Source organism: Telluria sp. ZB4P37 (genome assembly GCF_059685855.1).
The window spans coordinates 60,768-72,407 of sequence record NZ_JCASID010000003.1 but is presented as its reverse complement, the minus strand read 5'-3'; the positions used below and the strand labels follow the sequence as shown (position 1 = coordinate 72,407).

Annotated in this window: 11 protein-coding genes; 6 read left to right on the top strand and 5 right to left on the bottom strand. The window is 63.6% G+C overall.

Annotated elements, in window-relative coordinates:
- Window positions 1-3: 3 nt before the first annotated feature.
- Window positions 4-1,188, bottom strand: a complete 1,185-nt coding sequence (locus tag AC56K1_RS07630; RefSeq protein ID WP_497157245.1) for an isovaleryl-CoA dehydrogenase — start codon at window positions 1,186-1,188, stop codon at window positions 4-6.
- 120 nt (window positions 1,189-1,308) lie between these two features.
- Window positions 1,309-1,710, bottom strand: a complete 402-nt coding sequence (locus AC56K1_RS07625; RefSeq protein ID WP_489874838.1) for a MerR family transcriptional regulator — start codon at window positions 1,708-1,710, stop codon at window positions 1,309-1,311.
- Window positions 1,711-1,839: 129 nt separating this feature from the next.
- Here AC56K1_RS07625 and AC56K1_RS07620 point away from each other — a divergent pair, with 129 nt between their 5' ends.
- The 3 genes from AC56K1_RS07620 to AC56K1_RS07610 all read left to right on the top strand — a co-directional run bounded on the left by AC56K1_RS07620 (window position 1,840) and on the right by AC56K1_RS07610 (window position 3,859).
- Entirely contained in the window at window positions 1,840-2,892 is a 1,053-nt protein-coding gene (locus tag AC56K1_RS07620; RefSeq protein WP_497157244.1) for an MBL fold metallo-hydrolase, read from the top strand.
- A 259-nt stretch (window positions 2,893-3,151) separates the two neighbouring features.
- Window positions 3,152-3,568, top strand: coding sequence for a hypothetical protein (locus AC56K1_RS07615; protein ID WP_497157243.1), 417 nt, complete (start codon window positions 3,152-3,154; stop codon window positions 3,566-3,568).
- Window positions 3,569-3,685: 117 nt separating this feature from the next.
- On the top strand, window positions 3,686-3,859 hold the full coding sequence (locus tag AC56K1_RS07610; protein ID WP_171087040.1) for a hypothetical protein: 174 nt from the start codon (window positions 3,686-3,688) through the stop codon (window positions 3,857-3,859).
- A 14-nt stretch (window positions 3,860-3,873) separates the two neighbouring features.
- Here AC56K1_RS07610 and AC56K1_RS07605 read toward each other — a convergent pair whose 3' ends face one another.
- Window positions 3,874-4,467 (bottom strand): UbiX family flavin prenyltransferase, encoded by a 594-nt coding sequence (locus AC56K1_RS07605; RefSeq protein ID WP_497157242.1) that lies wholly within the window; start codon window positions 4,465-4,467, stop codon window positions 3,874-3,876.
- A gap of 17 nt (window positions 4,468-4,484) precedes the next feature.
- Entirely contained in the window at window positions 4,485-4,799 is a 315-nt protein-coding gene (gene grxD, locus AC56K1_RS07600; RefSeq protein ID WP_497157241.1) for a Grx4 family monothiol glutaredoxin, read from the bottom strand.
- Between the two features lie 175 nt (window positions 4,800-4,974).
- On the opposite strand from grxD, the gene AC56K1_RS07595 reads away from it, so the two are divergent.
- Both AC56K1_RS07595 and AC56K1_RS07590 read left to right on the top strand, forming a co-directional pair.
- A complete protein-coding gene (locus tag AC56K1_RS07595) occupies window positions 4,975-5,286 on the top strand; it encodes a hypothetical protein (RefSeq protein ID WP_497157240.1) in 312 nt (103 codons plus the stop codon).
- 61 nt (window positions 5,287-5,347) lie between these two features.
- Window positions 5,348-5,632, top strand: coding sequence for a hypothetical protein (locus AC56K1_RS07590; RefSeq protein WP_497157239.1), 285 nt, complete (start codon window positions 5,348-5,350; stop codon window positions 5,630-5,632).
- A gap of 45 nt (window positions 5,633-5,677) precedes the next feature.
- Here AC56K1_RS07590 and AC56K1_RS07585 read toward each other — a convergent pair whose 3' ends face one another.
- Entirely contained in the window at window positions 5,678-8,044 is a 2,367-nt protein-coding gene (locus AC56K1_RS07585) for a Tex family protein (RefSeq protein ID WP_497157238.1), read from the bottom strand.
- Between the two features lie 263 nt (window positions 8,045-8,307).
- On the opposite strand from AC56K1_RS07585, the gene AC56K1_RS07580 reads away from it, so the two are divergent.
- On the top strand, window positions 8,308-11,421 hold the full coding sequence (locus AC56K1_RS07580; protein WP_497157237.1) for a DEAD/DEAH box helicase: 3,114 nt from the start codon (window positions 8,308-8,310) through the stop codon (window positions 11,419-11,421).
- The last annotated feature ends 219 nt before the right edge of the window (window positions 11,422-11,640 follow it).

Genomic DNA, 11,640 nt, shown 5'->3' with positions numbered 1-11,640 from the left:
TAATTACATCGTCTCGCCAAACAACTCACGCCCGATCAGCATGCGGCGGATCTCGCTCGTGCCCGCGCCGATCTCGTACAGCTTGGCGTCGCGCCACAGGCGGCCGACCGGGTATTCGTTGATGTAGCCATTGCCGCCCAGGGTCTGGATCGCTTCGCCGGCCATCCAGGTCGCCTTTTCAGCCGAGTACAAAATCGCGCCGGCGGCGTCCTTGCGCAGGGCGCGCACGGCGGCAGCGTTTTCCGCGCGGTCGCAGGCCTGGCCCACGGCATACACGTAGGCGCGGCAAGCCATCATGGTCGAATACATGTCGGCGATCTTGCCCTGCATGAGCTGGAACTCGCCGATGGCCTGGCCGAACTGCTTGCGCTCGTGGATGTAAGGCACCACCGAATCCATGCAGGCCGACATGATGCCCAGCGGACCGCCCGACAGCACGGTGCGCTCGAAGTCCAGGCCCGACATCAGCACGTTCACGCCCTTGCCCAGGCCGCCCAGCACGTTCTCGACCGGCACTTCGCAATCCTGGAACACCAGTTCGCCCGTGTGCGAGCCGCGCATGCCCAGCTTGTCGAGCTTTTGCGCGATCGAGAAACCTTTGAAACCTTTTTCGATCAGGAAGGCGGTCATGCCGCGCGGGCCGGCCTCCAGGTCGGTCTTGGCATAGACCACCAGGGTGTCGGCGTCCGGACCGTTGGTGATCCACATCTTGGTGCCGTTCAGTACGTAGCGGTCGCCCTTGAGTTCGGCCTTGAGCTTCATGCTGACGACGTCGGAACCGGCATTCGGTTCGGACATGGCCAGCGCGCCCACGTGCTCGCCCGAGATCAGCTTCGGCAGGTATTTGCGCTTCTGTTCTTCGGTGCCGTTGCGCTTGATCTGGTTGACGCACAGGTTCGAGTGGGCGCCATAGGACAGGCCGACCGAGGCCGACGCGCGCGAGATTTCTTCCATCGCGATGATGTGCGCCAGGTAGCCCATGTTGGCGCCGCCGTATTCCTCGCTGACGGTGATGCCCAGCAGGCCGAGCTCGCCCATCTTCTTCCACAGGTCCATCGGGAACTGGTCGGTGCGGTCGATCTCCGCGGCGCGCGGCGCGATTTCGGCTGCAGCAAACTGTTGGACTGCTTCGCGCAGCGCGGCGATGTCTTCGCCATGGTCAAAGGTCAAGCCTGGGAGATGCAGCATGTCGTCCTCACGTGAACGGTGGTTGGGCAAAAATATCAGTGAATCATACTCGCCTCTTACGTTAACGTAAACGTCAACCAAGGGGCGGCAAAAAGGGGCTGGACCAGCCCCATGTGTGTGTCAGGCGGCGTCCTGGCGCTCGGTACTCTCGAGCAGCAGGCGGCGGCATTCTTCCTCGTGTGCCGCAATTTCTTCCAGCGCCATCTCGATATCGGCGCGCTGCTGTTCCAGCGTTACGCGCTGGTGGGCCAGCACCCCGAGGAAGCGGTCGATCTGGGCCACGGTGTCGCGCGGCGACTCGTACATGTCGACGATGCTCTTGATTTCCGACAGGGTCAGGCCGAGGCGCTTGCCGCGCAGGGTCAGCTTCAGGCGGGTGCGGTCGCGCGGGGTGTAGACCCGGTTGCGCCCGCCGACGCCTTCGCGCATGGGGCTGAGCAGTCCCTGGTCTTCGTAGAAACGGATGGCGCGGGCGGTGATGTCGAATTCGCGCGCCAGTTCGGCGATGGTATAGGTGACCATGGTGGGCGGTGAGGGCAAGGGAAGCAAAAGCACGGAATCGCTTAAAATCACTTCGTGGCGCATTTCCGTTTACGTTAACGTTAAACACATTGTAGCGCGCCCGCCTTCCCACGAATACGAAAGATTTCCATGAACCCGCTCGAAGCCCAGCTGGCCTATCCTTTTGGCGACACGGTTCCCCCGCCCGGCGTCCTGCACGAGATCGTGCCGGGGCTGGCGTGGATCCGCATGCCGCTGCCGTTTGCGCTGGATCACATCAATTTGTGGCTGTTGCAGGATGAGCGGGAAGGATGCAGCGGCTGGAGCGTGGTCGACTGCGGGGCCGGCACCGACGCCACCCGCGCCGCCTGGGAGCAGGTGCTCGCCGAGGGACTCGATGGCGCGCCGCTGCTGCGCGTGTTCGCCACCCATTGCCATCCTGATCACGTCGGCCTGTCCGGCTGGCTCAGCAAGCGTTTCGGTGCGCCGTTCTGGACCACCACGGGCGAGTTTGCGTTTGCCCGCATGATGGCGGCGGCCTTGCCGGGCGTCGATGGCCCGTCGGCCATTCCACACTTCGAGCGCCATGGTCTGACCGATGCCTCGATGCTCGAGCAAATGCGTAGCCGCAAGAATTACTATCCATCGCTGGTGCCGAGCGTGCCGGAAGCCTATACCCGCCTGCAGGATGGCGACCGGGTCGACATCGGCGGCATCGATTGGCGCGTGATCACCGGCTTCGGCCATTCGCCGGAGCATGCGTCCTTGTATTCAGAAACCTGGAATATCCTGATATCCGGGGATATGGTGCTGCCGCGTATTTCGACGAATGTCTCGGTCTTCGCGGTCGAGCCGGAAGGCAATCCGCTGAAGCTTTACCTGGATTCGTTGGTAAAGTTCACAAACTTGCCAGAAGATACATTAGTGCTGCCTTCGCACGGCAAGCCCTTCCGCGGCCTGCATACCCGCATTGCCCAGTTGCGCGACCACCATGCCGAGCGCCTGGCCGAAGTGGTCGCGGCCTGCGCCGAACCGAAATCGGCGGTCGATATCGTGCCGCTCATGTTCCGGCGCGAACTCGATGCCCACCAGCTGAGCTTCGCCCTGGGCGAGGCACTGGCCCACCTGCATCAGCTCTGGAAGGACGGCGTGCTGCGCCGGATAAAGGGTGAGGACGGGGTCATTCGGTTCCAAATTCTGTAACAATTCGCCAGCCAAATACCGGGTCATTTCCGGAAAAATCGCCGCGAATTGTGCGGCATCGTCATAAAATTTCCGGTAGGATATATTTTTTCGCTACTCTAATTGCGTAAGTAGAGAGTTTCACCGCTTATAAAACAAGCGAATTCTATTAAATAATCACATCTTTGTTAAATTTTAAGGGTATGATTATCCGCGAGGCTTCTCAGCAGTAGAGAGCCCGGCCGTCCAGGCCATCCGAATCTAATTTGTAAGTATCACGATGAATTCATCCAATGAACGGGAGAGTTTCAGCGAGCGCCTGCAGCAAGCGCTGAAGAACGCTCACTACTCGCCCGATAGCCCGACCCGCCTCGCCAGGGAATTCAATATCCGTTTCGAAGGCCGCCCGATTACCGTCCATGCCGCGCGCAAGTGGCTGGTGGGCGAAGCCATCCCGACCCAGGAAAAACTGCGCATGATCGCCCAGTGGCTGGGTGTGCCTGCCGACTGGCTGCGCTTCGGCGGCGCCGAAAACGTCGCTGCCGGCAGCGAAGGCGGGGGCGGTGCCCGGTTTGAGTCCGCCGACGTGAAGCTGATCGCGGATTTGCAACGCCTCGACGATCACCACCGCCAACTCGCCCGCGAGTTCATTCGCATGCTGGTGCGCATGAATCACCAGAAGCCAGAGCAAAAATAGTTTCGCAAGTGCACTTTTCGTGACTTCCGGAACGCACAAACGGCCGGGAGTGGGTCATAATCAGTCAAGTGGCGAGCGGATCCGCCGCCACTGGTCACGTCAAGGAGCAGCTGCCGCATGCGAAACAATTACGCCAATACCGCCCAGCTCAAGGAACTCATGACCGCACCGCCGATGACGGCGGCGCGCCATGCCGAAGTGATGCGACAACGGAATGCCAAACGGCGGATGATCGAAGAAGCGCGCGAGGCAAAGAAGGCCGACGACCCGTTCGACAGCGACAAACGCTGACGCAGCAACGCTGCTCAGGCGTCCGGCGCGCTTTTCATACCGCCCCAGCGCGGGGCGTGGGTGTTTTCGAGCCCAAGCAGGTCGACCGCCCGGTCGACCGTGTGTTCGACCATCTCCTCGATGGTCGCCGGGCGATGATAGAAGCTCGGCAGCGGCGGGAACACGATCCCGCCCATTTCCGTCACCGCCGTCATATTGCGCAGGTGCGCCAGGTTGAACGGCGTTTCGCGCACCATCAGCACCAGCCTGCGTCTTTCCTTCAGCATCACATCCGCCGCACGCGTGACGAGGTTGTCCGACAGGCCATGGGCGACGGCCGCCAGGGTTTTCATCGAGCAGGGCGCAATGATCATGCCGTCGGTCTGGAACGAACCGCTGGCGATCGAGGCGCCGATATCGCGGTTTCGGTGAACGACATCGGCCAGGCTTTCGGCATCGCGCCGCTGCAGGCCGAGTTCCTGATGCAGGGTGAGGGTGGCGGCGTCGGAAATCACCAGGTGGCTTTCGACGCCGGGCATGGCGTGCAGGCGCTTGAGCAGCTGCACGCCATAGGTCGCGCCGGTCGCGCCGGTGATGGCGACGATGATTCGGCGCGGGCGGTCGGCCACGATGTTCAGCAGACGGATTAGCCGTTGCTCAGCAGGGTCTTGAGTTCACCGGATTCGTACATTTCATTCATGATGTCCGAGCCGCCGATGAATTCGCCGCGCACGTACAGTTGCGGGATGGTCGGCCAGTTCGAATAATCCTTGATGCCCTGGCGGACTTCCGCATCGTCCAGCACGTTGACGGTGGCGATATTCTCGACGCCGCAGGCTTTCAGGATCTGGATGGCGCGGCCCGAAAAGCCGCATTGCGGGAACTGGGCAGTCCCTTTCATGAAGAGCACGACCGGAGTAGTGGTCACGGTGTCTTTGATCCAGGTTTGAACGTCGCTCATGTTGTTTGCCTTCAGTGAGAATGGGTGAGATGGCGACATTTTATAAGAATTCGGCTGGGCAGACATCGGCAGCCTGTCCGGGGGGCCAATTCTTTTGCCAATAGTGAAAATTAGCAAGATTTTGCGAGAACGGCTCCGCTATGATGGGGTTTTTCCACCGATGCTGGAGCTGCTTGTGACGAATCACCGAGGCTTTGCCGCCATGCCGACGCCCCTGTTATGGATCCTGGCCATCTTGTTCGGCATCCCCGGCCTGTACGACGTGGCGACCGAACTGACCATGGCGCCGCTGCTGGATGTGTTGACGAGCGTGTCGGGGCTGGCCCTGGGCGCCTTTATGCTGTACTGCGCCCTGAAAGCGCGCCAGGGAAAGCGCGCCGAACTCGAATCGAGCCGCACGACCATGGTCGGCTACCTGTGCTTCGGCGTGGCCATCCTGTGTTTCCTGGCGAAGGTCACCTCGACCGCGGTCAGCATCTACGCTTGAGCGCCCGGGACGGGCCGGGTGATATGATCGCGCGGACTCCTTTCACTCGCAGGTCTTCGCCATGCAACAGCCACCCAAACGCGTTCCTTCCGCCGCCGCCAACCTGGCCATCGCCGCCCTGCTCGGCATTCCGGGCATGATCAACCTGGCCGGCGGCGCCGCGCGCGGCAGCACCGGCGACATCATCTGCGGCATCGCGGCGCTCGCGTACGCGGCGCTGCTGGTGCGCGATGCCTGGTACGTCAAGAAGACCGGCGTGCCGGCCATGCCGCAGTCGCGCATGCTGATGATCGGCTTCGGCTGCCTGGGCGTCTACCTGGTCGGACTGCTCATCAAGCACAGCTGACCAACGCGCGGCCCTGGCAGGCCCCGCGTTTCCGCGATCCCGCTCTTACTTGCGCAGCTTGGCAAAGGCTTCGGCCATTGCGCCGCCGGCCGCAGCGGCCGGCTTTTCCTGGCGCTGGCGTTGCTGCTGCTGGTGCTGCGCCAGGCGGCGGCTGTCGTCACGGTCGCCGCGCTGCTCCGGCTTTGCCCCTGGCTGCGGCGCCGAGTCGGTCAAGCGCATGGTCAGCGCGATGCGCTTGCGCTTCGGGTCCACTTCCAGCACTTTCACCTTCACCACCTGGCCGGCTTTCACCACCGTGTGCGGGTCTTTTACAAACGTGTTCGACAGCGCCGAGATGTGCACCAGGCCATCCTGGTGCACGCCGATGTCCACAAAAGCACCGAAGGCCGCCACGTTGGTGACGACGCCTTCCAGGATCATGTCCGGACGCAGGTCCGAGATCTCCTCCACGCCTTCCTTGAAGGTGGCGGTGGTGAATTCCGGGCGCGGATCACGCCCAGGCTTTTCCAGTTCCTTCAGGATGTCGGTCACGGTCGGCACGCCGAACTTCTCGTCCGCATACTTTGCCGGATTGAGCGACTTGACCAGCGCGCTGTCGCCGATCACCGCCTTCATGTCGCGTTTGAGGTCCAGCAGGATCTTCTGCACCAGCGGATAGGACTCCGGGTGGACCGCCGAGGCATCGAGCGGGTTCTCGCCATTCATCACGCGCAAGAAGCCGGCTGCCTGCTCGAAGGTCTTGTCGCCCAGGCGCGGCACGGCTTTGAGCGCCGCGCGCGAGGTGAACGCGCCCTTCATGTCGCGGTAGGACACGATGCTCTGCGCCACGCTCGACGACAGGCCCGAGACGCGCGCCAGCAACGGCGCCGAAGCGGTGTTCACGTCTACGCCCACGGCGTTCACGCAATCTTCCACCACCGCGTCGAGCGAACGCGCGAGCTGGGTCTGGGACACGTCGTGCTGGTACTGGCCGACGCCGATCGATTTCGGGTCGATCTTGACCAGTTCGGCCAGCGGGTCCTGCAGGCGGCGCGCAATCGACACCGCGCCGCGGATCGAGACGTCCAGGTCGGGCAGTTCGCGCGAGGCGAATTCCGAGGCCGAATAGACCGAGGCGCCGGCTTCCGATACGACGATCTTGGTGAGCTTGAGTTCCGGGCGCTGCTTGATCAGGTCCTGCGCCAGCTTGTCGGTTTCGCGTGAGGCGGTGCCGTTGCCGATCGAGACCAGCGAGACATTGTGCTTCGCGGCTAACTGGCCCAGGACGTGCAGCGCGCCGTCCCAATCGTTGCGCGGCTGGTGCGGATAAATCGTCGCGGTATCGACCACCTTGCCGGTGGCTTCGACCACCGCCACTTTCACGCCGGTGCGCAGGCCCGGGTCCAGGCCCATGGTGGCGCGCGGGCCGGCCGGCGCGGCCAGCAGCAGCGCTTTCAGGTTGCGGGCAAATACCTGGATGGCATCGAGTTCGGCTTTTTCGCGCAATGCGCCCATCAGCTCGGTCTCGATATACATGAAGCTCTTCACGCGCCAGGTCCAGCGCGCGGTGTCCAGCAGCCATTTGTCGGCGGGGCGCCCGGCAGACTTGATGCCGAAGGCGGCGCAGATGCGGCTTTCGCAGGGATTGTGGGGCGCATCCCATTTCGGTTTTTCGGCTTCGGTATCGAGGCGCAGCGTGACGTCCAGCATGCCTTCGCGGCGGCCCCGCATCAAGGCCAGCGCGCGGTGCGAGGGAATCGTCGACAGGGTCTCGGAGTAGTCGAAATAGTCGGCGAACTTCTCGCCCGCGTCTTCCTTGCCGGCGACGACCTTCGATTCGACCACGCCGTGCTCGCGCACGTGGTCGCGCAGCGCCTGCAGCAGCGCCGCGTCTTCGGCGAAGCGCTCCATCAGGATCTGGCGCGCGCCGTCGAGCGCCGCTTTTGCATCCGGCACGCCCGGGTTGGCGCCGCCGTCTTCATTGGTGAAGGCGGCGCGCAGGTAGCTTGCCGCCACCTCGTCCGGGTTCAGCATCGGGTCGCCGAGTAGCGCATCGGCCAGCGGCGCCAGGCCCGCTTCGATCGCGATCTGGGCCTTGGTGCGGCGCTTCTGTTTATACGGCAGGTAGAGGTCTTCGAGACGGGTCTTGTCTTCGGCCAGTGCGATCGCCTGCATCAGCTCCGGCGTCATCTTGTTCTGCTCGGTGATCGACGCGATGATCGATGCGCGCCGGTCTTCGAGTTCGCGCAGGTAGCGCAGGCGTTCTTCCAGCAGGCGCAGCTGGATGTCGTCGAGCCCTCCGGTGGCTTCCTTGCGGTAGCGGGCGATGAAGGGGACGGTGGCGCCTTCGTCGAGCAGGGCGACGGCAGCGGCCACCTGGGCTGGTTTGGCGGACAGTTCGAGGGCGAGGCGTTGTTCGATGGAGGGCAGCATGGTGCGTGGGTCGCGTCAGGCGCGTGGTTCAGAAGGTCAAGCGAACAATCATACGCAAACCCCGTGGATACGCCAGTCTTGACAGGCGCATCGGATCATGCGAGAACAGTCGGCTGTGCGCAACGCATCCGCATGCGAAAAATCTGCGCTCAGTAGCGGGGATGAGTTTTTGTCCGCTACGTGCGATTCCGAACAAAACGGAAGTGCCCGTATGAAGGATAATGGTATTTATTGTCGTTTTTAGTACGAACACACGAGACCCAATGCACACAGTCGATGATCACCGCGAGAACGCCGCCGACGCAGCACCAGTCGCCCGCGCTCCTGCACGCGCTCCCGCCCTGCCCGCGCCGGTGGTGAGTTGGCTGCAACGGGTTGAAGCGGCGGCGCATCCGCAGCCGAAACTCACCGACGAGATCGTCGATCCGAAAGCGGTACAGTATAAATTCGTCTACGTGATGGCGCCCACCAGCGGCGGGCGCCATGTCGCCATTTGCCTGTGCAAGGCGCGCCTGCGCCCGAACGGCGACGTGGCCGCGGCCAGCCCGGTGAGCGAAGTGTTTTCGCTGCTGTCGGCGCCACCAGCCTATCTCGAAGGCGAAGACGTCGACCTGGTGCGCTTCTTCATCGCCATGCGCAGCGGCTCGGCCCAGGGCACCAGCGCCACCGAACCAAAAGGTAAAGTCGGCGCGATCCTGCTGCAGATGCTGCTCGAGCAGGGCAAGCTGCTGTGGGCGAACTCGTGGTCCGACATGGCCGGTGGCCTGGTGTATCCGCTGCAGGCCGGCCCGCAGCGCCTGGCCAGCCTGGCCTGGCGCGACGAAGGCCGCGTGGCCAAGCTCGGATGGTCGGTGGAGCCGGCCAAGGGCGCGACCCACAGCGCGGCCGACCAGATCGATTACATGCTGCCGACCGACCCGCCGTGGTATATCGACAACCTGTCGATCGGGCCGCTCGAACTCAACCGCGGCGGCATCGACATCTCGCTGGCCGAACTGCAGGCCCTGGTGGCGCAGGCCCCTACGCTTTCCGGCACCGACAAGAAGCGCGTTTCGCAACTGCTGCTGGCGCACGGCCTGCAAGGCCTGATGCCGCTGCCGCAGCCGCTCACCCAGCGCCTGCGCAACGACGTCAAACCGATTCCGCACCTGCTGCTCGATTCGGTGCAGATGGCCGACGGCGGCGCGCCGCGCTGGCACGATTTCGCGGCGCTGGCCTACGACTACGACGGCCAGCGCGTGTCCTTCGACCCGGCCCAGCGCGTGGTGCGCCAGATCGGCGACGTTACCGAGATCATCGAACGCGACCCGAAGGCCGAAGCCGCGGCGCTCAGCACCCTGAACGAGATCGGCTTCCGCAAGCCGGTCATCGCGCCTTTCAACGCCATGGCCGGCGCGCTGGCGCTCGACAGCCAGGCGCACTGGCTGCGCTTTGCCGAAGCCGACCTCGATGCGCTGAGCGACGCCGGCTGGCACGTCCAGAAGTCCGCCAAATACCGCTACGACGTGGTGCCGGTCGAAGAGTGGTATGCCCACATCGACGAACCGGTCGAAGCGGGCAATGCCTGGTTCGAGCTGGAGCTGGGCATCATCGTGGCGCGCCAGCGCGTGCCGCTGCTGCCGGTGCTGGTGCAGCTGATCCGCAGTGCCCCGGCCGATTTCGACCCGGCCGTGCTGGCCGCCCACGCCGAAGCCGACCAGATGCTGGCCACCTTGCCCGACGGCGTGCGCGTAGCGCTGCCGTGGGGCCGCCTGAAGCCCATCCTGGCCACGCTGGGCGAGTTGTATTTCAATGACAAGATCAAGGGCCGCATTCGCCTGTCCACGCTCGACGCGGCCCGCCTCGAAGAACTGGCGCGTGGGCTCGAGCTGCGCTGGAGCGGCGGCGAACGCCTGCGCGAGACCGGCCGCAAACTGAGCCAGTTCGGCGCCGTGAAAAAAGTCGAGCCGCCAGCCGGACTTCAAGCGACACTGCGTGACTACCAGCTCGATGGTTTGTCGTGGATGCAGTTCCTGCGCGAGTACGACCTCGGCGGCATCCTGGCCGATGACATGGGCCTGGGTAAGACCGTGCAGACGCTGGCCCACATCCTGATCGAGAAAGAAGCGGGCCGCCTCACCAGCCCGGCCCTGGTGATCGCGCCGACCAGCCTGATGGCCAACTGGTTCGACGAGGCCGCACGCTTCGCGCCGAGCCTGAAGGTGCTGCTCCTGCAGGGCAAGGAGCGCATGGACCTGTTCGACCAGATCGATGGTGCCGACATCGTGCTGACCACCTACGCGCTGCTGCCGCGCGACGAGGAAAAGCTGCGCGAGCACCACTATCACCTGGTGATCCTCGACGAATCGCACTACATCAAGAACACCCGCTCCAAAGCGGCGCAGACGGCCGGCTCGCTCGACGCCCAGCACCGCCTGTGCCTGTCCGGCACCCCGCTCGAGAACCACCTGGGCGAGCTGTGGTCGCAGTTCCACTTCCTGCTGCCTGGCCTCTTGGGCGACGAGAAGACCTTCAACAGCCAGTTCCGCCACCCGATCGAACGCCAGGACGACCCGGTGCGCCGCATGCTGCTGAACCGCCGCATCAAGCCCTTCCTGCTGCGCCGCACGAAAGACAACGTGGCCAAGGAACTGCCGCAAAAGACCGAGATGGTGCGCCGCATCGAGCTCTCGGGCCCGCAGCGCGACCTGTACGAAACCGTGCGCCTGGCGATGGACAAGAAGGTGCGCGAAGAGATCGACCGCAAGGGCGTGGCGCGCAGCCAGATCGTGATCCTCGAGGCGCTGCTCAAGCTGCGCCAGGTCTGCTGCGACCCGCGCCTGGTAAAGGCCATGCCGGCCAAGAAGAACACGGCCGCGATCTCTGCCAAGCTGACCGACCTCATGCAAATGGTCGAAGACCTGCTCGGCGAAGGCCGCAAGATCCTCGTGTTCTCGCAGTTCACCAGCATGCTGGCCCTGATCGAAGAAGAGCTGCAGCTGCGCGGCATCCGCTACGCGTTGCTCACCGGCGAAACCCGCGACCGTTCGGCCCAGGTAGCCGCCTTCCAGCAGGGCGCAGTGCCGATCTTCCTGATCAGCCTGAAGGCCGGCGGCGTTGGCCTGAACCTGACCGCGGCCGACACCGTGATCCACTACGACCCGTGGTGGAACCCGGCGGCCGAGAACCAGGCCACCGACCGCGCCTGGCGCATCGGGCAGGATAAACCGGTGTTCGTCTATAAACTGATCGCCAAGGGCACGCTGGAAGAAAAGATCCAGCTGCTGCAGCAGAAGAAGTCGGAACTGGCGCAGTCGATCCTGTCGGAAGGCGAATCGCAGAAGATGGCGCTGACGCAGGAAGATTTGCAGGCGATTTTCGCGCCGCTGGAGGAGTAACTTCGTTGGATGAAATGAAAACGCGGCGGTTGGCCTATGCCATCGCCGCGTTTTTTGTATCACGGGCGGATTTTCCGCCCGCGCGTTCCAACCCAATACGAAGAAACGTAACGTTTGTTCAGATACCGGTTGAACGCGCGGCCGGCATAGCCGGCCACCCTACGAAAGCAGGTCAATCGCCACAACAAAAAAGGGCTGCCCGTATACACCGACCGGCAG

Coding starts and splice junctions, on each gene's coding strand:
- AC56K1_RS07630 (WP_497157245.1), bottom strand. CDS start 1,188: ATGCTGCATCTCCCAGGCTTGACCTTTGACCATGGCGAAGACATCGCC.
- AC56K1_RS07625 (WP_489874838.1), bottom strand. CDS start 1,710: ATGGTCACCTATACCATCGCCGAACTGGCGCGCGAATTCGACATCACC.
- AC56K1_RS07620 (WP_497157244.1), top strand. CDS start 1,840: ATGAACCCGCTCGAAGCCCAGCTGGCCTATCCTTTTGGCGACACGGTT.
- AC56K1_RS07615 (WP_497157243.1), top strand. CDS start 3,152: ATGAATTCATCCAATGAACGGGAGAGTTTCAGCGAGCGCCTGCAGCAA.
- AC56K1_RS07610 (WP_171087040.1), top strand. CDS start 3,686: ATGCGAAACAATTACGCCAATACCGCCCAGCTCAAGGAACTCATGACC.
- grxD (WP_497157241.1), bottom strand. CDS start 4,799: ATGAGCGACGTTCAAACCTGGATCAAAGACACCGTGACCACTACTCCG.
- AC56K1_RS07590 (WP_497157239.1), top strand. CDS start 5,348: ATGCAACAGCCACCCAAACGCGTTCCTTCCGCCGCCGCCAACCTGGCC.
- AC56K1_RS07585 (WP_497157238.1), bottom strand. CDS start 8,044: ATGCTGCCCTCCATCGAACAACGCCTCGCCCTCGAACTGTCCGCCAAA.
- AC56K1_RS07580 (WP_497157237.1), top strand. CDS start 8,308: ATGCACACAGTCGATGATCACCGCGAGAACGCCGCCGACGCAGCACCA.